This window comes from Microbacterium sp. M1A1_1b, from assembly GCF_053345565.1.
The window spans coordinates 44,852-68,909 of the sequence record NZ_JBKFAJ010000007.1; the positions used below are offsets into that span (position 1 = coordinate 44,852).

The 24,058-nt window shown below is 68.0% G+C and carries 28 protein-coding genes and 1 pseudogene; 5 read left to right on the forward strand and 24 right to left on the reverse strand.

All coding sequences use genetic code 11. The features are described 5' to 3' along the window. Positions 1 to 34: 34 nt before the first annotated feature. From ACLBWP_RS15150 to ACLBWP_RS15175, 6 genes are all read right to left on the reverse strand, one after another. Complete coding sequence (locus tag ACLBWP_RS15150) at positions 35 to 1,054, reverse strand: phosphatidate cytidylyltransferase (RefSeq protein ID WP_447655807.1); 1,020 nt, start codon at positions 1,052 to 1,054, stop codon at positions 35 to 37. Beyond that, complete coding sequence (gene frr / locus ACLBWP_RS15155; RefSeq protein ID WP_243560688.1) at positions 1,054 to 1,608, reverse strand: ribosome recycling factor; 555 nt, start codon at positions 1,606 to 1,608, stop codon at positions 1,054 to 1,056. The genes ACLBWP_RS15150 and frr overlap by 1 nt, the downstream gene beginning before the upstream one ends. A gap of 46 nt (positions 1,609 to 1,654) precedes the next feature. Beyond that, positions 1,655 to 2,374 (reverse strand): UMP kinase, encoded by a 720-nt coding sequence (gene pyrH / locus ACLBWP_RS15160; RefSeq protein ID WP_243561063.1) that lies wholly within the window; start codon positions 2,372 to 2,374, stop codon positions 1,655 to 1,657. Between the two features lie 117 nt (positions 2,375 to 2,491). After that, positions 2,492 to 3,319 carry a translation elongation factor Ts gene (gene tsf, locus ACLBWP_RS15165; RefSeq protein ID WP_447655808.1) on the reverse strand — a complete coding sequence of 276 codons (828 nt, stop codon included), beginning with the start codon at positions 3,317 to 3,319 and terminating at the stop codon, positions 2,492 to 2,494. 88 nt (positions 3,320 to 3,407) lie between these two features. Next, positions 3,408 to 4,346 carry a 30S ribosomal protein S2 gene (gene rpsB / locus ACLBWP_RS15170; RefSeq protein WP_447655809.1) on the reverse strand — a complete coding sequence of 313 codons (939 nt, stop codon included), beginning with the start codon at positions 4,344 to 4,346 and terminating at the stop codon, positions 3,408 to 3,410. Between the two features lie 258 nt (positions 4,347 to 4,604). Further along, the gene (locus ACLBWP_RS15175; protein WP_243560682.1) at positions 4,605 to 6,050 is read right to left on the reverse strand and encodes a sugar porter family MFS transporter; all 1,446 of its coding nucleotides are present in this window, start codon (positions 6,048 to 6,050) and stop codon (positions 4,605 to 4,607) included. 284 nt (positions 6,051 to 6,334) lie between these two features. Here ACLBWP_RS15175 and ACLBWP_RS15180 point away from each other — a divergent pair, with 284 nt between their 5' ends. Continuing rightward, the gene (locus tag ACLBWP_RS15180) at positions 6,335 to 6,868 is read left to right on the forward strand and encodes a M23 family metallopeptidase (protein WP_447655810.1); all 534 of its coding nucleotides are present in this window, start codon (positions 6,335 to 6,337) and stop codon (positions 6,866 to 6,868) included. Between the two features lie 38 nt (positions 6,869 to 6,906). Here ACLBWP_RS15180 and ACLBWP_RS15185 read toward each other — a convergent pair whose 3' ends face one another. The 7 genes from ACLBWP_RS15185 to ACLBWP_RS15215 all read right to left on the reverse strand — a co-directional run bounded on the left by ACLBWP_RS15185 (position 6,907) and on the right by ACLBWP_RS15215 (position 12,988). Further along, the gene (locus ACLBWP_RS15185; RefSeq protein ID WP_447655811.1) at positions 6,907 to 7,833 is read right to left on the reverse strand and encodes a tyrosine recombinase XerC; all 927 of its coding nucleotides are present in this window, start codon (positions 7,831 to 7,833) and stop codon (positions 6,907 to 6,909) included. Positions 7,834 to 7,866: 33 nt separating this feature from the next. Further along, on the reverse strand, positions 7,867 to 9,099 hold the full coding sequence (locus tag ACLBWP_RS15190; protein ID WP_447655812.1) for a DNA-processing protein DprA: 1,233 nt from the start codon (positions 9,097 to 9,099) through the stop codon (positions 7,867 to 7,869). Beyond that, on the reverse strand, positions 9,096 to 9,590 hold the full coding sequence (locus tag ACLBWP_RS15195) for a magnesium chelatase subunit ChlI family protein (protein ID WP_447655867.1): 495 nt from the start codon (positions 9,588 to 9,590) through the stop codon (positions 9,096 to 9,098). Before ACLBWP_RS15195 ends, ACLBWP_RS15190 begins: the two co-directional genes overlap by 4 nt. Positions 9,591 to 9,724: 134 nt before the next feature. Beyond that, complete coding sequence (locus ACLBWP_RS15200) at positions 9,725 to 10,198, reverse strand: Mov34/MPN/PAD-1 family protein (protein WP_447655868.1); 474 nt, start codon at positions 10,196 to 10,198, stop codon at positions 9,725 to 9,727. Further along, the gene (locus ACLBWP_RS15205) at positions 10,183 to 11,496 is read right to left on the reverse strand and encodes a HesA/MoeB/ThiF family protein (RefSeq protein ID WP_447655813.1); all 1,314 of its coding nucleotides are present in this window, start codon (positions 11,494 to 11,496) and stop codon (positions 10,183 to 10,185) included. The genes ACLBWP_RS15200 and ACLBWP_RS15205 overlap by 16 nt, the downstream gene beginning before the upstream one ends. Beyond that, positions 11,493 to 12,032: a hypothetical protein gene (locus ACLBWP_RS15210; RefSeq protein ID WP_341849712.1), complete on the reverse strand. Its 540-nt coding sequence runs from the start codon at positions 12,030 to 12,032 to the stop codon at positions 11,493 to 11,495. The genes ACLBWP_RS15205 and ACLBWP_RS15210 overlap by 4 nt, the downstream gene beginning before the upstream one ends. Next, entirely contained in the window at positions 12,029 to 12,988 is a 960-nt protein-coding gene (locus ACLBWP_RS15215) for a nucleotidyltransferase domain-containing protein (RefSeq protein ID WP_166778696.1), read from the reverse strand. Before ACLBWP_RS15215 ends, ACLBWP_RS15210 begins: the two co-directional genes overlap by 4 nt. Before the next feature lie 97 nt (positions 12,989 to 13,085). Here ACLBWP_RS15215 and ACLBWP_RS15220 point away from each other — a divergent pair, with 97 nt between their 5' ends. Both ACLBWP_RS15220 and ACLBWP_RS15225 read left to right on the forward strand, forming a co-directional pair. After that, positions 13,086 to 13,886: a DUF6602 domain-containing protein gene (locus ACLBWP_RS15220; protein WP_166778695.1), complete on the forward strand. Its 801-nt coding sequence runs from the start codon at positions 13,086 to 13,088 to the stop codon at positions 13,884 to 13,886. Between the two features lie 624 nt (positions 13,887 to 14,510). Beyond that, on the forward strand, positions 14,511 to 15,239 hold the full coding sequence (locus ACLBWP_RS15225) for a hypothetical protein (protein WP_447655814.1): 729 nt from the start codon (positions 14,511 to 14,513) through the stop codon (positions 15,237 to 15,239). On the opposite strand, the gene ACLBWP_RS15230 is transcribed toward ACLBWP_RS15225, so the two are convergent. From ACLBWP_RS15230 to ACLBWP_RS15245, 4 genes are all read right to left on the reverse strand, one after another. Beyond that, positions 15,153 to 15,908, reverse strand: a complete 756-nt coding sequence (locus ACLBWP_RS15230; RefSeq protein ID WP_252727483.1) for a helix-turn-helix domain-containing protein — start codon at positions 15,906 to 15,908, stop codon at positions 15,153 to 15,155. The two genes, ACLBWP_RS15225 and ACLBWP_RS15230, sit on opposite strands and share 87 nt — an antisense overlap. 6 nt (positions 15,909 to 15,914) lie before the next feature. Beyond that, positions 15,915 to 16,517, reverse strand: coding sequence for a recombinase family protein (locus tag ACLBWP_RS15235; RefSeq protein WP_166778693.1), 603 nt, complete (start codon positions 16,515 to 16,517; stop codon positions 15,915 to 15,917). Between the two features lie 140 nt (positions 16,518 to 16,657). Further along, complete coding sequence (locus tag ACLBWP_RS15240) at positions 16,658 to 17,230, reverse strand: uracil-DNA glycosylase (protein ID WP_447655815.1); 573 nt, start codon at positions 17,228 to 17,230, stop codon at positions 16,658 to 16,660. Continuing rightward, the gene (locus ACLBWP_RS15245) at positions 17,227 to 18,291 is read right to left on the reverse strand and encodes a TDT family transporter (protein WP_240614499.1); all 1,065 of its coding nucleotides are present in this window, start codon (positions 18,289 to 18,291) and stop codon (positions 17,227 to 17,229) included. Before ACLBWP_RS15245 ends, ACLBWP_RS15240 begins: the two co-directional genes overlap by 4 nt. A 165-nt stretch (positions 18,292 to 18,456) precedes the next feature. On the opposite strand from ACLBWP_RS15245, the pseudogene ACLBWP_RS15250 reads away from it, so the two are divergent. Further along, a pseudogene (locus ACLBWP_RS15250) lies at positions 18,457 to 18,666 on the forward strand (helix-turn-helix domain-containing protein); the annotation flags it as partial. Positions 18,667 to 18,735: 69 nt separating this feature from the next. Then, entirely contained in the window at positions 18,736 to 19,389 is a 654-nt protein-coding gene (locus ACLBWP_RS15255) for a LysR substrate-binding domain-containing protein (protein ID WP_263090508.1), read from the forward strand. On the opposite strand, the gene eno is transcribed toward ACLBWP_RS15255, so the two are convergent. The 7 genes from eno to ACLBWP_RS15290 form a co-directional block, all read right to left on the reverse strand. Then, a complete protein-coding gene (gene eno, locus ACLBWP_RS15260; protein WP_083393829.1) occupies positions 19,374 to 20,708 on the reverse strand; it encodes a phosphopyruvate hydratase in 1,335 nt (444 codons plus the stop codon). The two genes, ACLBWP_RS15255 and eno, sit on opposite strands and share 16 nt — an antisense overlap. Positions 20,709 to 20,853: 145 nt before the next feature. Beyond that, positions 20,854 to 21,339, reverse strand: coding sequence for an inorganic diphosphatase (locus ACLBWP_RS15265; protein ID WP_055960822.1), 486 nt, complete (start codon positions 21,337 to 21,339; stop codon positions 20,854 to 20,856). 26 nt (positions 21,340 to 21,365) lie between these two features. Beyond that, a complete protein-coding gene (locus ACLBWP_RS15270) occupies positions 21,366 to 21,737 on the reverse strand; it encodes a fluoride efflux transporter FluC (RefSeq protein ID WP_055960823.1) in 372 nt (123 codons plus the stop codon). Then, the gene (locus ACLBWP_RS15275) at positions 21,734 to 22,237 is read right to left on the reverse strand and encodes a fluoride efflux transporter FluC (protein WP_228506157.1); all 504 of its coding nucleotides are present in this window, start codon (positions 22,235 to 22,237) and stop codon (positions 21,734 to 21,736) included. Before ACLBWP_RS15275 ends, ACLBWP_RS15270 begins: the two co-directional genes overlap by 4 nt. Next, entirely contained in the window at positions 22,234 to 22,977 is a 744-nt protein-coding gene (locus ACLBWP_RS15280) for a 2,3-bisphosphoglycerate-dependent phosphoglycerate mutase (RefSeq protein WP_447655816.1), read from the reverse strand. The genes ACLBWP_RS15275 and ACLBWP_RS15280 overlap by 4 nt, the downstream gene beginning before the upstream one ends. Continuing rightward, positions 22,974 to 23,564, reverse strand: coding sequence for a universal stress protein (locus ACLBWP_RS15285; RefSeq protein WP_243692505.1), 591 nt, complete (start codon positions 23,562 to 23,564; stop codon positions 22,974 to 22,976). The genes ACLBWP_RS15280 and ACLBWP_RS15285 overlap by 4 nt, the downstream gene beginning before the upstream one ends. Before the next feature lie 177 nt (positions 23,565 to 23,741). Then, a complete protein-coding gene (locus ACLBWP_RS15290) occupies positions 23,742 to 23,909 on the reverse strand; it encodes a hypothetical protein (protein ID WP_166778691.1) in 168 nt (55 codons plus the stop codon). Positions 23,910 to 24,058 lie beyond the last annotated feature (149 nt).

A 24,058-nucleotide genomic window follows, 5' to 3' on the forward strand; every position in this document is an offset into this window, starting at 1 on the left:
GCGGGGCCGACCCCGCGCGGCCGCTCAGCGGGCGTCAGTGGTTGACGATGAGGTAGAGCAGGTAGGCGACGGCGGCGGACGGCAGGATGCTGTCCATCCGGTCGAGCAGACCCCCGTGTCCGGGCAGGAAGGACGAGATGTCCTTGATCCCCAGGTCGCGCTTGATCATCGACTCGGTCAGGTCGCCGAGCGTGGCGGAGCCGGAGATCAGGACCCCCAGGACGATGCCGAACCACCAGGGCTGGCCGAGCATGAGCCACGACACCAGGATGCCCATCACGATGCTCGCGGCGACCGATCCGGCGAAGCCCTCCCAGGTCTTCTTGGGGCTGATCCGGGGCGCCATGGGGTGCTTGCCGAGGTTGAGCCCCGTGGCGTACGCACCGGTGTCCACGGCGACGACGACCAGGACGAACCCGATGACCCACAGGTTGCCGCGTTCGAGCGGGGCGAGCAGCACCACGCAGGCGCCGAGCAACGTGACGTAGGCCTGCACGAACAGGCCGTTCGTCAGGTCGCGCACGACGTTGCCCGCAGAGGGACGCGGTCGGGCGACCGCGACCTCGATGAGCCGCCAGACACTGATCAGCACGATGCCGCCCAGGATCGTGAACAGCGCCGTGGCCTGACCGCCCAGGAAGGCGGCGGGGACCATCGCGATGGCGGTCGCCACGCTGGGGATGCGCGGGACGTCACGGCCGGCGAACCGCATCGCTCCGGCGAGTTCCCACACGCCGAACCCGATCAGGAACGCCGCGACGACCATGAACGACGGCGGCCAGATCAGCAGCGAGCCGAGCATCACCACGGCGAACGCCAGGGCGATCGCGATCGCTGCCGGCAGGTTGCGTCCGGTGCGCGCCGTCAGCGCCTCGTTCCGCGCGTCGAAGGACGCCCGGCGAGCGTCGAACGACGCACGACGCTGCCGAAGCTGCGCTTCGAAGTCGGACCGGGCCGCGCGCGCCCGGGCGTCGAAGTCGTGCCTCAGGCCCTTCGTCGCCGGTCGGGGCTCATCTGCTGTCGGGCGGTCTGCGCCCTCGTCACGACGCGGCATCAGACCTCGAGGAGTTCGGCTTCCTTCTTCTTCAGCGCGTCGTCGATCAGGTCGACGTGCTTCTTGGTCAGGGTCTCGAGGTCCTTGTCGCTGCGCGCGATCTCGTCGTCGGAGATCTCGCCCTTGAGCGCTTCGAGGTCGTCCTTGGCCTTGCGACGGATGTTGCGGATGACGACCTTGTGGTCCTCGCCCTTGCCGCGGACGAGCTTGACGAACTCCTTGCGGCGGTCCTGCGTCAGTTCGGGGATCGTGACCCGGACGATCTCGCCGTCGTTCGTCGGGCTGGCACCGAGGTTTGGGAACGTCGCGATCGACCGCTCGATCTCCTTGAGCGCCGTCTTGTCGTACGGCGTCACGATGAGCGTGCGGGCTTCGGGCGTCTGGAGCGAGGCCAGCTGAGCGAGCGGCGTCGGCGAACCGTAGTAGTCCACGGGGATCTTCTGGAAGAGCGCGGCGTTGATGCGGCCGGTGCGCACGGTGGCGAAGTCGTCCTTCGCGACGTCGACCGCCTTCGCCATCTTCTCGGTGGCTTCGGTCATGACATCACTGATCACGGTGGTTCTCCTTCGGTACGTCGTCGAGTCTAGTCAGCCGAGTGGGTCAGTTGCTGACCACCGTGCCGATGCGCTCACCGCGGATCGCGGCCTGCACGTTGCCCTCGCCCTCCATGCCGAACACGTGCATCGGCATGCCGTTGTCCATGCAGAGCGAGAAGGCGGTGGCGTCGACGACCTTGAGTCCCTTGAGCAGGGCGTCCTGGTAGGTGACGTGGTCGAGCTTCTGGGCCGACGGGTCCTTCTTCGGGTCGGCCGAGTACACGCCGTCGACGCCGTTCTTCGCGACCAGGACCTCGGTCGCACCGATCTCGAGCGCCCGCTGCGCCGCGACGGTGTCGGTCGAGAAGTAGGGCAGCCCGGCGCCGGCACCGAAGATCACGACCCGACCCTTCTCGAGGTGCCGCTCGGCGCGACGCGGGATGTACGGCTCGGCGACCTGGGTCATGCTGATGGCCGACTGCACGCGGGTCGCGGCACCGGCCTGCTCGAGGAAGTCCTGCAGCGCGAGCGCGTTCATCACCGTGCCGAGCATGCCCATGTAGTCCGCACGCCCACGGTCCATCCCGCGCTGCGACAGCTCGGCACCACGGAAGAAGTTGCCGCCACCGACCACGATGGCGACCTCGACGTCGCGCGCGGCGATGGCGATCTCCTTGGCGATGGTGCCGATCACGTCGGGGTTGACGCCGAGGGACCCGGCACCGAAGGCCTCACCGGAGAGCTTCAGCAGGACCCGTCGTCGTCCGGTCTTCTCGTCGGTCATGTACTCGCCCTTCGTCATGCGTCTCGTGGAATCTACTAGCGCCGCCGACCGGCGGGGTGCCGCGGGCGCAGAAACGGGGTCAGGAACCGATTGGTTCCTGACCCCGTCACGGGTTCGTTACGCGCCGACCTTGACGCGAGCGAAGCCCTGGATCGTGATGCCGGCGTTCTCGGCGGCCTTCGCGACGGAGATCTTGTTGTCCTTCGCGTAGTCCTGGTCGAGCAGCGCGATGCCCTTGATGAAGGCGTTGACCCGACCCTCGACGATCTTCGGGAGGGCAGCCTCGGGCTTGCCCTCTTCACGCGTGATCGCCTCGACGGTCGCGCGCTCCTTCTCGATCGCCTCGGTCGGGACCTCGTCGCGGGTGAGGTACGACGGGTTCGCGAACGCGACGTGCTGCGCGATGGAACGTGCCTCGGCGGCGTTGTCACCCTGGTAGGCGACGACGACGGCGATCTGCGGCGGCAGGTCCTGGCTGGTCTTGTGCAGGTAGATCTCGAAGGCCGAGCCCTCGACACGGCGGACCGTGCGGACCTCGAGCTTCTCGCCGAGCGCCGCGGCGCTCTCGTTGACGACCTCGAGGACGGTCTTGCCCTCGAGCGGCGCCTGGTTGGCCGACGCGACGTCGGCGGCACCCGCAGCGGCGACGGCCCCGAGGACCTTGTCGGCGAGCGTGGTGAACTTCTCGTTCTTCGCGACGAAGTCGGTCTCGCTGGCGAGCTCGACGACGGTGGCGGCACCGTTGTCGGCCGTCGCGACGACGACGCCTTCGGAGGTGGCCCGGTCATCGCGCTTGGCGACGGCCTTGGCACCCTTGATGCGGAGCAGCTCGACGGCCTTGTCGTAGTCGCCGTCGGCCTCGACGAGCGCGTTCTTCGCGTCCATCATGCCGGCCCCGAGGTCCTCGCGGAGCTTCTTCACGTCCTGTGCGGTGAAGTTTGCCATTGACTGGCGTCCTTTCTGGACTGTGCGTGTGTGGAGGGGAGAGCGGCGTCGAGGGCGCCGGGCCAGACGGCCCGGCGCCCTCGGACACTCACTCGGCGGGGGTGGTCTCCGCGGCGGCCTCGGCCTCGGCGGTCGGCTCCGCGTTCTTGGCGTCGTCGGCGATCGGCTCGCCGATCTCCTTCGCTGCGACCTGCGCGTCGGCGTCGTTCTCCTCGACCGGGGTCTCGGAGGCGGCAGCGGCCGGGGTCTCCGTGGCTGCCGGAGCGGCGGTGTCGCCGCCCAGGAGCTCCTGCTCCCACTCGGCGAGGGGCTCGGTGGCCTCGTCGTCGTCGCCACCGTTGTGACGGGTCTTGAGACCCTCGGCAGCGGCGTCGGCGATGATGCGGGTCAGCAGGCCGACGGAGCGGATCGCGTCGTCGTTGCCCGGGATCGGGTAGGCGATCTCGTCGGGGTCGCAGTTGGTGTCGAGGATGCCGATGACCGGGATCCCGAGCTTCTGCGCCTCGTCGACGGCGAGGTGCTCCTTCTTGGTGTCGACGATCCAGAGCGCGCTCGGGGTCCGCGTGAGGTTGCGGATGCCACCGAGGGTCTTGTGGAGCTTGTCCAGCTCGCGCTTCTTGATGAGGAGCTCCTTCTTGGTGAAGCCCTTCGTCGTGTCGTCGAAGTCGATCTCCTCGAGCTCCTTCATGCGCGCCAGGCGCTTGGAGACCGTCTGGAAGTTCGTGAGCAGACCGCCGAGCCAACGCTGGTTGACGTACGGCTGGCCGACGCGCATCGCCTGCTCGGCGATGGAGCCCTGGGCCTGCTTCTTGGTGCCCACGAACAGGATCGTGCCACCGTGCGAGACCGTCTCCTTGACGAAGTCGTACGCGCGGTCGATGTAGGCCAGCGACTGCTGCAGGTCGATGATGTGGATGCCGGAGCGCTCGGCGAGGATGAATCGCTTCACCTTCGGGTTCCACCGACGGGTCTGGTGTCCGAAGTGGACGCCGCTGTCGAGCAGCTGGCGGATGGTGACGACGGCCATGTGCCGTCCTCCTTCTGTGTTCTCGGCGCACGGCATGACCGTGCACCTGGTGCGGTTGTGTCGACTGCGACCGGAGGTCGCGATCCCTGGTGCCCTGACACGCGACCGCCCGCTCGAGAGCGGGACCGGTGATCGGGTGCGTTGCGTGGACACGCGAAGTCAGCGCGCTCAGCGCGCTGCTGCAGAGATACTAGCAGGACATGACAGGAGGCACGGTGCGGTTCGGACCCGCACCGTGCCTCCTGTCTGGCGCCGGGGCTACGCCTTGGCGTCGACCGTGTCGCCTTCGGCCGTGATGCCCATCTCCTCGAGCGAACGGCCCTTGGTCTCCGGGATCTTGGCGAGCACGAAGAAGAACGACAGCAGCGCGAAGAGCGCGTAGATGCCGTAGGTCACCGCGAGGTTGAAGCCGGACAGCACCGGGAACGTGATCGTGACGATGAAGTTCGCCACCCAGTTCGCCGCGGAACCGACGCCGAGCGCGGTCGCACGGATGCGGTTCGGGAACATCTCGCCGAGCAGCACCCACATGAGCGGGCCCCACGTCGCGCCGAACGACACGACGAACAGGTTGGCGAAGACCAGCGCGATGACGCCCCAGGCGCCGGGCAGGTGCGGGTCGCCGGCCTTGTCGATCGTCGCCTGCGAGAACGCGATCGCGACCATCAGCAGCGAGACGAACATGCCGGCCGAGCCGGACACCAGCAGCGGCTTCCGACCGACCTTGTCGACCAGGAAGATCGCGATGAACGTCACCGCGACGTTGACCACCGAGGTGATCGTGGAGATGAGGAACGAGTCGCTCTCCTTGAACCCGACCGCCTGCCACAGCGTGGTCGAGTAGTAGAAGATCACGTTGATGCCGACGAACTGCTGCAGCACGGCCAGGATGATGCCGACCCAGACGATGGGCATCAGCCCGAAGCGGTTGCCCCGGATCGTGCCCTTCTTCTCGTTCGCTTCCTTGTCGATGCCGTCCTGGATCTCCTCCAGGCTGGTGTTGACGGTGTCCTGCGGGACGATCTTGGTCATGACGTCGCGCGCATCGTCCTTGCGGCCGTTCGCCAGCAGGAAGCGCGGGGACTCCGGCAGGGTGATCGCCAGGATGCCGTAGACGACCGACGGGATCACGCCGACCAGGAACATCCAGCGCCACGCGGGCAGACCGGCGATGACCTCGGACGCGCCACCGGCGGTGACGGCGAAGAACTGGTCCGACAGCAGGGCGGCGAAGATACCGAGCGTGATCGCGAGCTGCTGGAACGAGGCCAGCCGACCGCGGATCTGCTTCGGTGCGACCTCGGAGATGTAGGCCGGAGCGATGACCGACGCGGTCCCGATGCCGAGACCGCCGACGAGACGCCAGATCACGAAGTCCCAGGTCGCGAACGCGAACCCGGCACCGATCGAGCTGACGAAGAACAGCACCGCGGCCCAGAACATCACACGCGTGCGGCCCCAGCGGTCCGCCAGGCGACCGGCGAAGAACGCACCGAACGCACAGCCGATCAGGGCCGAGGCGACGGCGAACCCGCTGGCACCCTCGGACAGCGAGAACTCGCCCTTGATCGCGTCGACCGCGCCGTTGATGACGGACGAGTCGAACCCGAACAGGAAGCCGCCGACCGCCGCAGCGATGGCGAACGCGGTGACCTTCCCCTTGAACGCACGGTCTTCGCCGTGCCCGGTCGCTGAGGTGCTCACGATGCTCCTGGGTTCTGCCGCCGTGCTGCTGTGTGGGCACGGTGCCCCGGTGGATCGGCTGGTTCGCCGTCCGAGCGGCGTTGCGTGGTCCGGAGCGGCCCCGACTGTACTCTCCGATCGGCCGGTGGTCATAACCGGGTCGCGATCGGCCCTCCGGTGCCCGTGCCGGCACGCCGGGTGGGGCGTCGCCGTGCTCGCTCCTGCACAGCCTGGAGGCTCGGCCCGGCCTCCACAGATCGGCCCGCCTGGCCAGGACGGTGCGGCGCTTCCCCGACGCTGGGTCCATGGACCGGCTCACCATCTCCGTCGCCACCGCCGTCGCGGTGCTCGTCGCCGCCCTCACCACCGCACCGTCGGCGGCGACGTCGGCGCCGCTGGGTGCGGGTGCCCGCGACGTCGCACCGTGGGTGTGGCCGACCGGCAGCCGTGTGGTCGAGCGACCGTGGGAAGCCCCCGACAGCGACTTCGGGGCCGGCCACCGCGGCATCGACGTCGGCGCGGCGCTCGGCACACCGGCCGTGGCGGTGGACGACGGGGTCGTGACGTTCGCGGGCTCGGTCGCCGGTCGTGGTGTCGTGACGATCGACCACGGGTCGGGGCTGGTCAGCACCCTGGACTCGGTCGAGCCCTCGGTCACGAAGGGTGACACGGTGTCGCAGGGGGACGCCGTCGGCGCGGTCGCTGTGGGGCACTGCCCGGTTGTGGCGCCGTGCCTGCACCTGGGCGCCCGGCTCGACGACCGCTACGTCGACCCGATGCCCTACCTGCCGGCGGCGGAGTGGCCCGTGCTGCTGCCGGCGTCCGCATGGCCGGGGTGAGCCCTGGTCCGGCGGTCACGTGAGCCGGGGTCCGGCGGTCACGCCCGGGGGTGGGCCGTCCGGTACACCTCGCGCAGCCGGGCCGACGACACGTGCGTGTAGATCTGCGTCGTGCCGAGGCTGGCGTGCCCGAGCAGCTCCTGCACCGCACGCAGGTCTGCTCCCCCGTCCAGCAGGTGCGTCGCTGCCGTGTGCCGGAAGGTGTGCGGTCCGCTCGGCCCCTCGCCGGGCAGGTCCTGCAACAGCCGCGCGACGATGCGGTAGGCGCTCCGGACCCCGAGCCGCGCGCCGCGATCCCCCAGGAACAAGGCGTCCGTCGGGGCTGCGGCGCGCGCGAGCAACGTCGGACGTCCGCGATCCGACCACGCCTCGATCGCGTCGCGCGCGGGAACACCGAACGGCACCACCCGTTCCTTGCCGCCCTTGCCGAGCACGCGCACCGTCAGTCGTGTGCGGTCCAGGTCCCGCTCGTCGATGCCCACCAGCTCGCTGACCCGGATGGCTGCGGCGTACAGCAGTTCGACGAGCGCCAGGTCGCGGAGCGCCCCCGGGTCGTCGGTGGCCGCCCGGGCCGACAGCCCGTCGAGCAGCGTGCGGACCTGGTCCTCGGAGACGACCCGGGGCAGGTGGGCCGCACCCTTGGGGGCTCGCAGGCGCACGCCCGGGTCGGTCCCCACGAGCCCGGTCTCACTGGCCCACCGGGTGAACGCCCGGACCGAGGACGAGCGCCGCGCGATGCTCGACCGGGCGAGTCCGCGCTCGTTGCCCGCCCACAGCCAGTCGCGCAGGACGTCGAGCGACAGCGCTTCGACCCGCTCGACGCCCCGCGCAGCACTGAACCGCTGGAGGTCCTCGAGGTCCCCCCGGTACGCCCGCACCGTCTGGTCGCTCAAGCCCCGCCCGTGCGCGGCGTGGTGCAGGAACGCGTCGATCGCCGCACCGAGCGTCCCGCCGTCGTGTCCCATGCGGCTCAGCGTAGGCGGCGGCAGTGCGTCCACTCATGCGCGCCGCCCCGTGACACGACCGGTGGTCCCTGTCCGACCCGCTGCTCCGAGCACCCACCCGTCGGTGCGTCGCTCGACGATCCCCTGCAGCTCCGCCAAGGCGAGCGCGTCCGTCGCGGCCGCGACCGACAGCCCCGACCGCTCCGCGACGTCGACGACCGTCACGGGACGACGGCCGAGCGCATCGACCACACGGACCACCTCGGGGTCGACGGTCGCCGACGTGAGCGGCGCCGACAGGTCGTCGGGGTCTCCCCCGTGATGGACCGCCACGGCAGCACGAACGGGGTCCTGCGGGTGCACCGCCAGCTGCGCCACGCCGTCGGCCACGAGCCGGTGGCACCCGACGGATGCCGGTGACGTGAACGCCCCGGGGACGGCGAACACCGGACGTCCGAGCTGCGCCCCGTGGTGCGCGGTGTTGAGGGCCCCGGACCGGGCACCGGCCTCGACCACCACGACCGCGTGCCCGAGCGCCGCGATCAGCCGGTTGCGCGCCAGGAACCGCCATCGCGTGGGCGGTGTGCCCGGGGGCGACTCCGCCAGCAGCATCCCCTGCCGACCGACGTTGCCGAGCAGCTCGACGTGTCCGGCCGGGTAGAGCTGGTCGATCCCGCCGGCCAGCACCGCGATGGTGGGAGTCCCCGCGGCGATCGCGACCCGGTGCGCCACGGCGTCGATCCCGTACGCGCCGCCGCTCACCGTCGTGCACCCGGCGTCCGCCGCCGCCGAGGTGATCTCGGCGCAGGCCTCGGCGCCCGCGAGCGTGTTCGACCGCGCGCCGACGACCGACAGACACGGGCGTTCCACCACCGGCGGCTGGCCACCACGCGGCCGGCCGCGGCGCCAGAGCACCATCGGCGCGTGCACTCCCAGGTCGTCGAGCCCGCCGGGCCAATCCGGGTCGCCGGGGACCACCAGCGATGCACCGACCGCCGTGGCCGCATCGAGCACGCGAGCAGCATCGGCTCGCAGGAACCGAGGGCGCCAGCGTTCCACCGCGCTGGCCACGACGTCGTCGATCGACGTCACGTCCACACCGCCCGACGACTGCAGCGCGGCGACGACGGCACGCACGGGGTCCTTCCCGGTCACGAGCGCCAGAGACCGTTCGGCGCCGAGCGTCGTCACGAGGACGCCAGCGGCGGCGTCGCCGGGCTCGATGAGCGTGCTCCATGCCACGCGAGCGGCGGCCTCGGCATCGACCGCCCCGACCTGCCCGGTCACAGTCCACCCCGCAGGGCGAGCGCAGCGGTCACCTGTGCACGACCGGGGCGCTCCACGTCGCCGAGGTCCGCGATGGTCCAGGCCAGACGCATCACGCGGTCCCACCCGCGCATGGTCAGGGTGCCGAGTTCGAGTCCGCGGTCGAGGACCGCGGTCGCCCCCGCCTCGGCACGCCCCGGTCCGCGCAGCCAGGCACCGGGCACGTCGGCATTGCGCGTCCACGCCGTGTCGGCCAGTCGATCGGTCATCCGAGACCGTGCCGCTTCGACCGTGAGCCGGGCCTCGGCCGTGGTCGGGGTCGTCCCGTCGCCGCGACGCATCACCGCGGTGGTGACGCGAGGGACTTGCACCCGGATGTCGATGCGGTCGAGCAGCGGCCCCGACATCCGCCCCAGGTACCGCCGCACCGTCGTCGCCGTGCACTCGCACACCGGACCACCGAGATCGGGTCGGCTGCCGGCGTGGCCGCAGGGGCACGGGTTCGCCGCCAGGTTTTATAGGGGGTCAACGCACGTCAATGCGTTAGTCCAGAGGGCGCCCGGCTACGTCCTCAGCGTGGACGCAGGGCAGTATGCGACCTGAACTGACGTAGAGCGGCACCTCTGGCAGGCACGACAATTCCGGACTACGACAGGATCGTGATCCGTTCCAACGATGATTGCGTCACAGCCCAGCCGACCATCGAGCAGTTCTGCCCTCGCGACCGAACAAGAAGCGACAAGAACGCGCTGGGGCCGATGTTGCCCTGGCGCAGGTGAGCTCGGTAGGTCGACAGATCCACTTGGCTCGGCATCAACGAACTGGTGGGGTGGGTGTGCCACTCACCGATCCATTGAGAACGATCTCGGTACCACGCCTCGTCCGCCAGTTTGGAGGCATAGAGCGTGTCTCGATCAAACCTGCGCGCCTGGTGCACTGCCCCAGGTCCAGGCCCACCCGCGACGCTCACCAAGATCTCGGCCCCAAGGTCATGTCCGAGGAGTACTCCACCCGTCTCAAGATTGGCGTCGGCCCGGACCGCCTCGGTTTCAATGGCACGGCGTGCTGCCGCACTCAACCTGACGAGCCCGGGAGCCGGCGCGGCTAAGTCAGAGAACATGTCGCGCACGCGGCTCGATGGGGTGGCACTTCCGACCAGCGGAGCTCCCCCGGCGCCGAGACGCCAAACGGGCCCGCAAGCGCCATCACCGGCCGGAGCCCGATCACGGCGTGATCACTCGGAAGGCGCGAGCCCGGCATTCCTTGTCGCGACTCGAGGAGCGTTGCGATAGTCGCCTGTGCCGCGAGTTGCCCCACCAACTGCAAGTCGCTCGGGATCGCAGTCATTGGCTTGTGCGAACTTCCAGTGCCGTACCCGAGTTCCTGATCGGCTTCCGGGTCGATCCACCCGTTGGCTTCCAGGTAGGCGCGGTGACAGAGCAGACATCCTCGGCCGCGGCCCGGGCGCGATCGGAAGATCTCGCCGATACTCCCGCCATTGAGTACACACGCGAAGATCGCAGACGTCCGAGCGAGACGGGCCAGATGATTGACCACGCGTCGCGGGGCAATTCCATCTGCGCAACAGAGCACGACTGTCGAAGCCTGGATGATCGGACGAAAGAGCTCGGCGTGCTCGACGACATCCAGTCGGTGTGGGATGAGCGTTGTCCGAGTAGCCGGATTCGTGTCCGCGTCGCGCTCGGCTATGGACGCGGCCAAGGCGTCGACTTTGTACCGACCTACGGAGTCAGGTCCAAGGCGGTGGCGGATCACGTTGTGCCACAGAAGCCGATCGGGATCCACGAGGTGAAGTTCCCCCACGCCAATTCGTGAGAGCGCGTCAGCCGCCGCGCTGCCGATCGAGCCGGTGCCGACAATGGTTATCGACTCTTTCGCCAGTTGACGGAGCGGCCAGTCACCAGTGAGTTGGGAGGCGCCAAAGTCCTCCGGCTCGGCATGAACCGGGAACGGGACGACACCGTCTCGTTCGACCAGCCACCCCGAGAATTCTGGCATGCCCGCAGCCCTGAGTTCCGGAGGAACGTCTTCGTGGCTCACGATGAGCAGTCCTGAGATGGCGCCGGGGTCGTCGGTCCCGGGGACCATTTGATGGAGGGCTTCGAAGGGAAGGGCTCCGTTCGGTCGCCGTGTGAGCAGCAGGTAGGTTGCCGCGAGATCCGGGCTGTCCGATCGTGCCCATTGCCCCCACCGAGTCAGATCACCCCACGTTAGCGATGCGAACAACCGATCGGGGCGCACGTCGACGAATGTGTTCTCGCTCGTCTCGACAGCGTCTACGACAAAGCGACCGTCTGTCTCGGAGAGCTTGAATCGGAGGTTGCCGAGACGACGCGACGAGGCATTGATCAGACGGAGGGCATCGCGCGGCACCATTACGAACGGAGAGTTCGTCATTCCTCGGCCGCCTGCTTCGCCTGCTCGACGACGAGGTAGTCAAGGTGCGTGTCTGTGACGATTCCCCGTTCGGTCATCCGAGCAATCGCGCCTCGATGCATCAGCTCGTATTCGATGCGCCAGCCAGCGCTTTTGAGGACGATGTCTCCGATGCTGGCCGAGGGGTCCCACATTCCGTCGGACTGAAAGAGGCACAGCGACCCTCCCGGCGAGACATGCCAGACAGTGTCCGAGACCTCGAGGATCGCTGGTTGTGGCTCCGTTGGGTAAACGCGAGGCGGAAGCATTGGGTACGCCGAGGGGTAGGTGATGACGACGCTCATCGGGTTCGGAAGGAGTGCGTCGAGGTTCGGGGGTGCTGGCCGATCAAACGGCCATAGAGGCAGTGTGCCGACCCAGCCACCGTTCGCGAGGAATTCACCCTCCGGGGTGCGACGAAGCAGGTCCGGCGCGATGACAGCCAGTTCGTCGACATCTCGGAGGAGCCGGCTCGGGTCCCAGTCGAACCATCGGGTTAGGGCTGCTTCGTCCGTCACCCTTGCGGACTGTCTTTCACGGTCCGTGGCCCATCCGGCACGACGGCTGCGCCAGCGGCCGCAAGAATCTCCGGGAACTCTTCACCGAAGATCTCTCGCCACAGCCGACTCGCACGCGCGTCATCGTTTGCGACTTGCGCTGCGCCGGCGTCGATGGCGATGTTCGACGCGGTCCGGAGTCGAGAGCCGAGCTCGTCCATGTCGAGATCGCTCTGGATTGGGCCGCAAAGGTGTGCCGGGTCTTCGACGACGAGCCCGGAGTCGATCCGGAACGCGGCCGCAGTGAAGAAATTTCGAATCGCGGCAGGTCGATTGAGGTCAGTGGACAGGTGTTCGAGTGCGAGCACTTCCATCACAAGCGACTTGACCTTCAGCGGCGCTTGCTCCGCACCCCAGAACTTCAGCATTCGGACGGCGCCTGCGTACTGCGACCACTCTGAGTGCTTTCGGGCAGCCTCCGCGATGAGGTACTCAGGATCCGCGTCCACCCATCCTTCGCTAAGCGCTTCGGGGATGAGGAAGCCCCGATCGGTCCTGAGCGCTGGCATGACATCGACGGTGAACGCGTCCACGTCTTCGGGATCGTCCAAGAAGCACTTGACCGCGTGGTTTCGAGGTCGGGCGAGGCGAACCAGCTGGTCGACCGTTCCTGCCCCGACCCCGAGAAGGCGGTTGACGGCTGCGCGCGCATGATCGAGGGCATCGTGGGCGGATGCACCGGACGCACCCCACGCCTCGTGCTGAGAAGCGTCGTAAACAACGATGAGGTCGACATCGTGGATCGGATCTTTGTGAGTTCCTCGTGCCAACGAGCCGGAGGGTACGACCTCGACGACGTCGGGTTCGGACTTGAACGCACGCTCGAACAACCGCCTCCGTCGGCGGGCCTCGGCCACCTGATCGGGGTCCGCGTTCACGACGGACTGGAAGGTCGCGAACGAGTCGGTGATAGTCATGGCACTCCACAGATTCCAAGTTTTCGGTGATCCTCACGCTAGCGTCGACCACCGACATCCGCGCATAGGGTGGATGCGGGACTGAAACGAGGGGTGCATGGCCAAGCAACATCGCGTCGATATCAGAGAGGCGTTCGTCAAGCGACAGCGCCTCCTGGCTGCTCAGCTCGAGTTGCCGCTGGACTTCACCAAGCACCCCACCACCCTTGGAGATGCGTCGGAGGCGAACTGGGGCCGTATGCTCCGCTCGTTCCTTCCGGGGCGGTACGAGATCGGCCCCATCTTCGCCATGGACTCGAACGGCGATCAGAGCGAGCAGATTGATCTTGCAATTTACGACCGCCAGTACTCGCCACTATGGTTCGAGGCCGGATCCAGCCGCATCGTGCCCGTCGAGAGCGTGTACGCGGTCCTCGAGGTGAAGCCCGAGGTCGCGGCAGGGACCCTGAGGTACGCGGCCGAGAAGGTCGCGAGCGTCCGCCGCCTCGTCCGCCGGTCCGGACCGATCGTGGACATCTCGGGTACGCATGATGGGCCTCCGCCTGAATCTCGACCCATTCTTGGCGGCATCGTCGGGCTCCGGAGCGGATGGACGAACGGATTTGACTCGCCCGCGGCGAAAGCGCAACTGGCCAGCCACCACGGCGACGCTCATCTCGATATGGGGCTCGCCCTAGAGCACAACGCTTTCGATCACGTTCTCGACAGCGCGAACTTGGAACTCCTGAGTCCGGGTCTAGAAGTGTCTTCACCGGGTACTCAACTGATCTTCTTCGCGTTGCGTCTGTTCCGCAGGCTGCAGTCCGTTGGCACCGCCATGGCGGTTGATCTGCGTGCATACGATGCCCTGCTCGACGGCATCGATCCGGCCGAGTTCCCGGACAGCGGCGCAGACTAGTTCACTTGCCATCCACCGGAGGTCTATCCCACACGCAAGATCCGGCGCGGCGCGGCGCGGCGCGGCGCGACTCGACGGTCCCGAATATCTGGCCGACAGGGCGGTCGTCACGCAGCGCAGAACCCCGCGTGACACTCTGTCGATGAGCGGTACCTTCATCGAGTGGAGAATGAGACTGCGCAGAATATCGCCGACGCTGTCGTGGGCGTCCTACAGCGGGAGCTCCGGGGGTTCGAGCCGGCGGATGCCGCCCCCGATGACTCGGGTCCCGTTTACACCCACCGTCTACCGGTTGCCGCGGTCGCCTACGAGGGGATGTTCGACCTCCTGTTCCGGAGCCTAGGTGCATTTTCGGAGCCAGCATTTGACAAGACACGTTGGTTGTACTCGTTCAGTCTCAACGGTAGAAGCTGCCGACTCCGCTGGACGAAGTCCGGCATACGGCTCGACTTGTTTGGCCCACAATCAAACGATCATGGGGAGCCAGCGGACTCCGCAGCCATCGCAACGCGCCTGTTGAAAGCCGCCAGATCGCTGTATAGCCGTATTGTGACGCCCCGACTCAGCCCCAGCATCCGAGCCGGTCGAGCCGTCGTCCTGAATCAGTTACCGCGTTACCGCGGGATGGTCGACTTTCACCGTCAGACGATCGAGCGCGCGAAAGTCGCAAATCCGGTGCAAGTGTCAGGTCGGGCTACGGCGAAACTTGAAACCTCGGAAGCCATCCAGCAGCTGTTCGGGAGCCTGCTCGGCGCAACCTTTCGGGAGCGGGAACAGTCCTATCGGGCAACAGCGCTCGTTGCGGGATACTTCGCCTGGGTGCAACACCTGCTCGTGATTCTCTCGTCATTCTCGCCTGCAGTCCTGGATGAGGGTTTCTCCCTCGAAGATCTACTGACTGGGCAGTGGGCTCAGCAGTTCGACATAGCTTTTCCAAAACCTCACGACGCGGAGACTGCTCGGCTGAAGATGGAACTGGGCGACCTCGCGCGCGAGTTCCGCAATCCGCTACTCCACGGCGGCGGTGGCCGCTTCGAGGATGGAGTGGTGGTGGAATGGGCGCCCGGCCACGAGGCGATCGCGATCGATACGGATGCGCTCACGGATCAGTACATGCTCCTGCGCCCCTCGTTGACGGAGGAGCAAATCGCGAATCTGCTTGGGCGGGTCGACAGTATCGATGCGGGGTTTGAGCAGCACCCGTACTTCGGCTGGGCGTCCGAAGGCCTGCACGCGGATTTCCGCCGAGAATTCGTGGAACGAGCACTACGGGAGCGGCTCAGCGGCAGCGCTTCGGCCTTCACAGACGCAGCGAGCCGTGCGTTCGATGACTCCGTCAATTGGGACCGATAACTGCTGCTGGTCAGGTCCGTCGCGACCCTGTGAGCAGCCTCGCTCTGTATCGTCGTTTTCGCTGCGATCGGCGTCGGGTCGGGTGGTGCCGATGACGAGGGTGCTGCGGGCGGCTTCGACGACGTCGTTGGTGGTGACGTCGAGCTCGTTGATCCTCAGGACGCGTTGGATCTGAAGGAGCAGGTGTTCGAGGAGGCGGAAGTTACCGCGGGTGATTCGTTCGACGGCGGCGATGGTTTGTGCATCGCTGAAGTCGTCGGGGTCGAGTGTCTTCCCGAGCTCCCCGTACGACGCCGGCCCCTCCAGCGCAAGCGTCACCATCCCGGGGTCGAGGGTGGTCACGATCGACCGCATGACGGAGTACGACCGTGACGGCAGTCCGCGTCCGCTGCAGTGGATGCCGATCTGACGGCGAATCGTGGCGATCGAGGGTCGTGGCTTGGTGAGTGCGAGCCCCCCAATCAGGCGCACCAGTTCCGGTGCCGTCCGTCGGGCGCCATGATCGGTGCGGGTGCCGTCGGCGAGAGCCGTGTATCCGCCTGTTCGGTTGCCGGCGAGCCAGCGTTGCAGGGTGCGCTCGGCGACGCCCGTGGTGCGGGCCAGGGTGGTGAGCGGGATGGCGTCCTCGACGTGCAGTCGAAGGATGCGCCACCGCTCGCTCGCGTCCATGGCCAGCTACATCGTTGGGGAAGGCTTGGTTCGTCGCGCCGCGACCGGCTCGGCGTGCTTCGCGAGTGCCCGGTAGATGGTGGTGCGGCTGACGCCGAGCACGTCGCCAATCTGCGCGACGGTCATGTCCTGCTGCTCGTAGAGCCGGCGTGCGGTGCGCACCTGGTCCGCGGAGAGGCGAGACGGTCGGCCGCCGGTGCGCCCGCGGGCGCGGGCGGCGGCGAGCCCGGCGTTGGTGCGTTCCTTGATGAGGTCCCGTTCGAACTCCGCCAACGCGGCGAAGACATGGAACACGAGCCGTCCGCCGGGTGAGGTGGTGTCGATGGTCTCTTGCAGGGAGCGGAACCCGACACCGCGCTCGGCGAGAGCGTGCAGCTGATCGATGAGGTGCCGGATGGAGCGACCGAGCCGGTCGAGTCGCCAGACGACGAGGGTGTCGCCGGGGCGGAGCTGGTCGAGGAGCTTGTCGAGTTCGGGTCGGTGTTGAAGGGACCCCGACATGGTGTCGACGAACACGCGGTAGCAGCCAGCGGCGCCCAGCGCGTCGATCTGGAGCGACGCGTCCTGGTCTGTGGTGGACACGCGCGCGTACCCGAGGAGGTGACCCATGAAGAGAACGTAGCGAAACTCGACTGGCGGGGGTAGTGGCGGGACGTAGATTCTGGGACTGGGTTCCGATACAAGACACGCCGCCTCGCACCCTGGCGGAGCGTCGGGACGGACAGTTGTAGCGGAATCGTTCGTATTTGTTACGTCTGCCGCGCTCGCGCGGCGAGCCGGAGTGCTTGCACGGAACGGAGGTGTTGTTCCGATCGGTGGCGGCCGTTGGCGGGAGACGGATGTGGTGCTGCGATGACCGGAAGGAGTCGGGGGTGCTCGTCCAGGGTGAAGTGTCGCATGACGCCGTCGAGGGCAACGGCCCCGTACGTGACGATCGCAGTGAGAGCGGGGAGGGCCGCGAACAGTGTGGCGAGGGCATGCCGCCCCTCGTCGATGTCCTCGAGTCGCACGCGGTCGGGCAGTTCCCATGGGACAAGGTTCCAGCGGACGTACTCGCCGCGTGCGAGTCCGGACTCGATACGGGCTGCTCGGAACGCGGCCGCGGTCGGGCCCGGGTTGTCCTCGCTGCAGATCGCTGCGTGCGCTGCGGCGATGGTCTGGGGGCCAGGCGACTGCATCAGGACCAGGACACGGCTGAATCTGCCGCCGGATCGTGGGTCGAAGCTCGGGACGAACCGTCGGCTGCCGTCGGGCGCGGTCCGCCACGTCTCCGCGAGACCGTTCAGCGATCGAACGTCAGCGAGTTCCTCGGGGGTACTCATGCCGGCTGTGGCGGTGCCAGCAGGGTGCCACGGATGACGGATCCGTGAAAGGTGCGAAGGGCAACGGTGATCCATGCGGCGACGAGGCCGGCGTAGTAGATGACGGCGAGGACGGCAACGACGGTCAGGCCTGAGTGCAGGGCGAGCCCGTTCAGGCCGGTGACGCAGGTCCCGACGGGGAACGTGAAGGACCACCAAGTCAGGCTGAACGGCAAGTGTTCGCGGGCAGTGCGGATGGTGATCGCGAGGGCGATGACGGTCCACAGCAGCGCGAAGCCGAGCATCGCGAACCCGTACACCAGCGCCACGACCAGCAGGGCATGCGCGGTACTCGCATCGACAACGGTGGGGGCGTTCGATGCGAGGAGGTTCACCGCGGTGATCGACTGTCCGACCGGCCCGAGGACGATCCACAGAGTCGGGACCATGCCGGCGGCCCCGACCTTGTGCTGCGCGAGACGGTTCCAGATCAGCGTGATCACGACCAGCGACGTGATGAGGCTGAGGCCGAAGAAGCCGTAGCAGGACCACAGCAGCGTCTCCCGCGCCTGCCCGGCGGGGGCGTACGGCAGCAGGAGCGCACCGGTGGAGGCGGACACCATCGGCGGGACGATCGGCATCAGCCAGCCGCCGAACGCGGAGTCGGGCTTGTTCTCGTGGCGGGTGAACGCCAGGTACGGCACGAGCACTGCCGTGAGCAGTCCTCCGATGGTGCCGATGGTCCACAGGACCCAGTCGATGGTGACGGCGGCGGGCAGGCCGACCCAGTCCTTGCCGAGCAGGAGTGTCCCGGCGCCGACGGTGAGGAACGCCATCGGTGGTGCGCCGTAGAAGTGCGAGATCACCGGGTTGAGCTGGTGCCCGGCTGCAGTGCTCCGGTAGCGGATCCAGTGCAGCACCGTCGCGGTCGTGAGGGCGACGAGGAGCACCGCGGCGATCGCCCACACGACCGTCGCCGCGAGGCGCAGCCCGGGGAACTGCAGCGGCAGTGACGCAGCTGCGACAGCGACGATCCCCGTGCCCATGATCGACGCGAACCAGTTCGGTGTGAGATTCGACACGATCAGGCCTGGCCGCTCCAGGTCACGGAACAACGCCGTCTGCGGCCGTTGGGGCAGCTGGCTACCGTTCGCGGGTGCAGGGTCCGTGCGGAGCGTTGTCATGGGCCAAGCCTGCGCGAATCCTGCCTCTGGCGGTACCCGGAACCTCTTGGCAGGGCACAATCAATGATTGTGGCACTACGGCGACTCACGGACCGAACCCTCGACCTCGACACACTCGACGTGCTCGCACGCGTCGCCGAGACCGGCTCCCTCTCCGCTGCCGCTGGAGCGCTCGGCGTCACGCAACAGGCAGTGTCTGCTCGGATCCGGGTCGCCGAGCGCATGGTCGGTCACTTGTTGGTGCACCGCTCGACCACGGGGTCGGTGCTGACCGAGACCGGCAGGCTCGTCGTCGGGCTGGCCGGACCGGTCCTCGACGCGTCTCGCCACCTCGAAGCAGGAGTGGCTGCGCTGCGGACTCCCACGGGTTCGCTCGTCGTCGCAGCGTCACAGACGATCGCGGAGCTGCTGCTGCCGGGCTGGCTGCTCGAATTCCGCCGCCGCGAACCCGACGTGCGGGTGCGCCTGATCGCGGGCAACTCCGCCGCGGTGACGGACCTCGTGCAGTCGGGTGGCGCGAACCTCGGGTTCACGGAGACCCCGGTGACGGCGGCAGGTGTGTCCGCGCAGGTGATCGCGGACGATGAGCTCGCGGTCGTCGTTGCGCCGGAACATCCCTGGGCTCGGTCGACCGGGATCACTGCGGAGGTCCTGGCGGCGACGGCTCTGCTCCTGCGGGAAGAAGGTTCCGGAACTCGCGCGACCCTCGCCGCATGGCTCAGGGAGGCCGGTTTGAGCATGTCGGTTCCGGCCGCGGTGCTGGAGACCACGAGCATCATCCGGGCGAACGCGCAGGCTGGAATTGCACCGGCGGTGATGAGCCTTCGCACGGTCGCCGCCGACATCAACGACGGGTCGCTGGTGCGGGTCCCGCTCGCTGGGCCGCCACTTGCCCGGCCGTTGCGGGCGATCTGGTCGGGAGAGCCTCAGCCAGCTGGTTCTGCTTTCCTGCGCGTCGCCCACGAGGTGACCGGTCGGGGTCAGCGCAGCCCGTAGGGCAGCTCCGGATTGTTCTCCGCGATCTCGGTGAGCCGGTTGTACTTGGCGACGCGTTCTCCGCGGGCGGGTGCGCCGGACTTGATCTGTCCGGTTCCGGTGCCGACGACGAGGTCCGCGATGAACGTGTCGGTGGTCTCGCCGGACCGGTGCGACACCATGCTCCGCATCCCGAGCGAGCGTGCGACGCCGATCGCGTCGAGGGTCTGGGAGACGGTGCCGATCTGGTTCGGCTTGATGAGCGCCGCGTTCGAGAGCCCGTCCTTCCCACCGTCGCGGATGCGCTGCGGATCGGTGACGTAGAGATCATCGCCGACGATCTGGAGCATGTCGCCGAGCGCGAACGACATCGCCTTCCAGCCGCCGTGGTCATCTTCGGAGAAGCCGTCTTCGATGCTCCGGATCGGATACCGGCTGATGAGGTCGCGGTAGTAGTCGACCATGCCTGCGCGGTCGAGCCGGCGGTCCACGACCCGGTAGCTACCGTCACCGAGCGCGAACTCGTTCGCCGCCGGGTCGAGTGCGATCGCGACGGTGTCCACGCCGGGCTCGTAACCGGCGGCACTGATCGCGGCGACGAGGAGGTCGAGGGCCTCCTCGGGCGCGGCGATCGACGGGGCGAAGCCGCCTTCGTCCCCGAGACCGAGACTGCCGAACCGTTCCCGGACCAGTGCCGCCAGCGCGTGGTAGACGTCCGATCCGATCCGAACCGCGTCGGTCATGGTCTCGGCGTTCACCGGGGCGATCATGAACTCCTGGAAGTCGAGCGCGTTCGCTGCGTGCGCTCCGCCGTTGAGCACGTTGAAGTGCGGGACGGGCAGGCGGGGCGTGCTGCCGGTGACGTCTGCGATCCAACGCCAGAGCGGCAGCTCCGCTGCGGCGGCGAGAGCGCGTGCCATCGCGATCGAGGTCGCGACGACACTGTTCGCGCCGAGCCGGCGGTGGTTCGGGGTGCCGTCGAGGGCAGCGAGGGCGGCGTCGGCCTGCCCGATCGAGGTCCACGACTGGCCGGTGATCATCGGTGCGACGTCCGTCGTGATGAGGTGCAGTGCCTGGCTCACGTCGCGGCCGCCGTAGCTGCTGCCGCCGTCGCGAAGCTCGACAGCCTCATGCGCGCCAGTGGATGCGCCTGCGGGGGCGTCACCGGTGACGACGGTGCCGTCCTCGAGCTCGAGACGCACCTGGATCGTCGGGTAGCCGCGGGAGTCGAGGATCCGGGAGCCGTGCAGGCTGCTGATGGTGACGGGGCGGCTGGTGTGGGTCACGTACTCGCCCTGATGGTGGGTGGTGTGGTGGACGTTGCTGATGTAGTCGTTCACGGCGGTTGTCGCCTTTCGGGTTGGTCGTGCGGGTGTGGGCCGCGGGGAGGCGGAGGGACGACCTCCTGGCGATCACTGGGCGCCAGTTGCCTCCCCACGGCGGTTCAGGGCGCGCACTGGATGGTGTCGGGTGCGCGGGTGCCGGTCAGGGGTGCGGGGTGAACCGTTCCTGTGCGGCGCGGATGATGGCTTCGGCGTCGACACGGTTCGCCCACCCGTTGGTGGTGACGTGCTTGCCGTGCTCGATCTCCTTGTAGTGGGCGAAGAAGTGCTCGATCTCCGCCAGGACCGGCTCGGCGACGTCGGAGATGTCCTGGACGTGGTCGAAGCGGACGTCTCCGGCGGGGACGGTGAGGATCTTGTCATCGCCGCCGTTCTCGTCGACCATGCGGAGCATCCCGACCGGGCGGACGTCGATGACGACGCCGGGGAACGTGGGCCGGGGCAGCAGCACGAGCGCGTCGAGGGGGTCGCCGTCATCGCCGAGAGTGTCGTCGATCGAGCCGTAGTCCTGCGGGAACACCATGCTGGTGAACACCGCCCGGTCCAGGCGGATCCGTCCGGTGGCGTGGTCGACCTCGTACTTGTTGCCGCTGCCGCGGGGGATCTCGATCGTGATGTCGAAGTGCATGAGCTGTTCGTCTCCCAGTCGGATGGTCAAGTGAGGGTGCCGAGGGTGACGCCCCCGGCGGCTGCGGCGACGGAGACGACGAGCATCCCGAGCCCGTTCACGGCAGCCGCGGTGGTGCGGCCAGTGCGTGCGAGGCGGACGGTCTCGAAGCTGGCGGTGCTGAACGTGGTGTAGCCACCCATGAGCCCTGTTCCGAGCACCGCGACGGGGGTGGCGCCGAGGTGACCGGCGGCGCCGGTGATCAAGCCCAGCAGGAACGAGCCGGTGATGTTGATCGTCAGCGTCCCGACCGGGAGCCGGAACTGCCGACCCCGGTTGATCGCACCATCCACGAAGAACCGTGCGGCCGCGCCGACACCGCCAGCGACCGCGACGCTGAGGAAGGCCAGGGCGCTCATGATGTGGCCCCGTTCGGTCGGACCAAACCCGCGATCGCGAGGCCGCTACCGGTGGCGATCGCGCCGGCGAGGACCGTCAGGAGCGCGTACCCGGTGCCGGCCAACCCGCGGCCAGCGAGGAACAACACCGCGGTGCTGGTCGCGAGGGTGCTGTAGGTGGTGAACCCGCCGAGGACACCGGTTCCCAGAAGCAGGCGCAGTGTCCGGCGGCGACCCTCGTCAGGTCCGCGATGCGCGAGGTGTTCCAGCAGCACACCCAGTAGGAGCGCGCCGGCGATGTTGATCCAGAAGATCGCCCAGGACACCTCCTGCTGAGCGGGGAAGGCGGTGCTGAGTCCGTCGCGTGCGGCGGTACCGATGGCGCCGCCGAGTGCGACGACACCGAGGTACCGCCACCGCAGATGCACTGGCCGGTCGATACGTTCCGGGTCGTTGGCGTCGATGTCTGGGTCGGGCGGGAGCTGCCCATCGGGCAGGTGCGTGTCCGTTCGGGAGGTCATGTTCCACCTTCCGCAGCGACCGCTGCCGCTGCTGCTCGTGCTGCCGGATGCAGGTACTCCCCACCCCGCGGACAGAACCCACCGTCGCCGTCGAACCGGTAGATCAGGGGTTCGCCCGTGGGGAGGTTCAGGTCCGCGAGCTCACCGTCAGTTAGGCCGTCCATGCAGGCACACAGTGCCTGCAGTGAGTTGCCGTGCGCGACGACGAGCACTGTCTGCCCGTCGCGGAGTGCCGGGGTGATGCTGTGCGACAGGACGGGTTGGACCCGGCGGATGACGTCGGAGAGTGTTTCGGTTCGACGAAGTGCCGCCCACGGCAGTCCACGAAGCGCCGGCGTCCGCCGGAGCGCCAGCCACGCGCGGATCGACATGCGTGGTGGCCGTCCCGTGCGGGTCCGACGAACAGCGAAGAACTGCTCCGCCCCCAACGCCGCTTGCGCATTCTGCTTGGACATGCCGGTGAGGGCGCCGTAGTTCCGCTCGTTCAACCGCCACGTCGACTCGATCGGCGCATCACGTCCGAGGACGTCGGTGACGAGCTCCGCCGTGTGGAGCGCCCGCTCGAGCGTCGACGTGAGCACGAGGTCCGGTCGGATGCCGGCATGCAGAAGTAGCAACCCAGCCCGATTCGCTTCGGCGCTGCCCTGTTCGGTCAGCGCGACGTCTCGCAAGCCGGTGAAGGTACCGGCAGCGTTCGCAGTGCTCTGTCCGTGGCGGAGCAGAACAAGCTGGCCGGTCACGGGGTGTCCAACGGCAGTGGGGCATCGAACCCGACCGGATCAACGGGCACTACGAGCACTGAACGGTGCTGCTGATGGGTCAGCCGTACCGCGACCGACCCCGTGAAGAACTCCGCGATTCGACCCGCTCCCGTCCTGGCCCCGACGACCAGCATCGCCGCGTCGCGGTCTTCGGCCACCTGCGACAGTGCCCGGCTCGGATCCCCGACACCCGGGACGAACGTGACGTCGACGCCGTAGGTCGTTGCGGCAGCACGTACTGCCGCCTTGTCACTGTCCGACAAGCCCTGCGGTGTCGTGTCAGCGGTGTCAGGGTCGATCGGTTCCACCATCACCGACCCGTCCGAGCGCGTACCGGCATCGAAGAGCGATGCATCCACGCTGACGCACACCAGCGTCGTACCGAAGCGCCGCGCGATAGACGACGCAACCTCGATGACCCCCGGAGCGAGGCCGGGCAGGACGCCGACGACGACCGGTCCGGAACCGATTGGTGCTGTCATGACACTCCCTACCTCAGGCGCGCAGAAGCGCGACCAGCTGAGATAGGGACTGTTGTCGACAACTGTCGAGGTTGGGTCCGGCAAGCCCCACTACCGGGTCCGAAGACACCACCATTATGCACCCGAACCCCAAGTCACGCGGGCCGTCTCGCGCACCCGCGACGTCCCGACACCGAAGGAAGCGATTCCGACGACACGGAGCGAAGCTGCCCACAAACATGGAGACAGAGCTCTCCTTGCAGACTCGGCAGGCGCGACTTTTTAGTTCCGGCGGTTGAAGATCCGCGCGATGGCGTTGAGGATCTTCACGACCCGCTTGGTGCGCTTGTCGCTGGAGACGGTCCAGACGAACAGGGCGCACACGATCAGTGCGGGTGTGTTGGTGCCGGAGTTCGCGGCCATCTCGATGACGTGGTCCGTCGTGAGCATGGCTGTCCTCCTTGAGGGGGTGGCCGAGTCCGGCCAGACCCGCGCGAGGTGCGCGGGAGTTCTGGGCGTCGGTGAGGACCGACAATGCGGCGGATGCCTCTGAAGGGCCGGTGGATCACACGGCGTCTTCGCGTAAGAGCGAAGAAGCG

Excerpts from the sequence above, each read along its gene's own strand:
- ACLBWP_RS15150 (WP_447655807.1), bottom strand. The coding sequence starts at position 1,054 with ATGCCGCGTCGTGACGAGGGCGCAGACCGCCCGACAGCAGATGAGCCC.
- pyrH (WP_243561063.1), bottom strand. The coding sequence starts at position 2,374 with ATGACCGACGAGAAGACCGGACGACGACGGGTCCTGCTGAAGCTCTCC.
- tsf (WP_447655808.1), bottom strand. The coding sequence starts at position 3,319 with ATGGCAAACTTCACCGCACAGGACGTGAAGAAGCTCCGCGAGGACCTC.
- rpsB (WP_447655809.1), bottom strand. The coding sequence starts at position 4,346 with ATGGCCGTCGTCACCATCCGCCAGCTGCTCGACAGCGGCGTCCACTTC.
- ACLBWP_RS15180 (WP_447655810.1), top strand. The coding sequence starts at position 6,335 with ATGGACCGGCTCACCATCTCCGTCGCCACCGCCGTCGCGGTGCTCGTC.
- ACLBWP_RS15185 (WP_447655811.1), bottom strand. The coding sequence starts at position 7,833 with ATGGGACACGACGGCGGGACGCTCGGTGCGGCGATCGACGCGTTCCTG.
- ACLBWP_RS15200 (WP_447655868.1), bottom strand. The coding sequence starts at position 10,198 with ATGTTCTCTGACTTAGCCGCGCCGGCTCCCGGGCTCGTCAGGTTGAGT.
- ACLBWP_RS15205 (WP_447655813.1), bottom strand. The coding sequence starts at position 11,496 with ATGACGAACTCTCCGTTCGTAATGGTGCCGCGCGATGCCCTCCGTCTG.
- ACLBWP_RS15215 (WP_166778696.1), bottom strand. The coding sequence starts at position 12,988 with ATGACTATCACCGACTCGTTCGCGACCTTCCAGTCCGTCGTGAACGCG.
- ACLBWP_RS15220 (WP_166778695.1), top strand. The coding sequence starts at position 13,086 with ATGGCCAAGCAACATCGCGTCGATATCAGAGAGGCGTTCGTCAAGCGA.
- ACLBWP_RS15225 (WP_447655814.1), top strand. The coding sequence starts at position 14,511 with ATGGTCGACTTTCACCGTCAGACGATCGAGCGCGCGAAAGTCGCAAAT.
- ACLBWP_RS15230 (WP_252727483.1), bottom strand. The coding sequence starts at position 15,908 with ATGGACGCGAGCGAGCGGTGGCGCATCCTTCGACTGCACGTCGAGGAC.
- ACLBWP_RS15235 (WP_166778693.1), bottom strand. The coding sequence starts at position 16,517 with ATGGGTCACCTCCTCGGGTACGCGCGCGTGTCCACCACAGACCAGGAC.
- ACLBWP_RS15240 (WP_447655815.1), bottom strand. The coding sequence starts at position 17,230 with ATGAGTACCCCCGAGGAACTCGCTGACGTTCGATCGCTGAACGGTCTC.
- ACLBWP_RS15265 (WP_055960822.1), bottom strand. The coding sequence starts at position 21,339 with ATGCACTTCGACATCACGATCGAGATCCCCCGCGGCAGCGGCAACAAG.
- ACLBWP_RS15270 (WP_055960823.1), bottom strand. The coding sequence starts at position 21,737 with ATGAGCGCCCTGGCCTTCCTCAGCGTCGCGGTCGCTGGCGGTGTCGGC.
- ACLBWP_RS15275 (WP_228506157.1), bottom strand. The coding sequence starts at position 22,237 with ATGACCTCCCGAACGGACACGCACCTGCCCGATGGGCAGCTCCCGCCC.
- ACLBWP_RS15290 (WP_166778691.1), bottom strand. The coding sequence starts at position 23,909 with ATGCTCACGACGGACCACGTCATCGAGATGGCCGCGAACTCCGGCACC.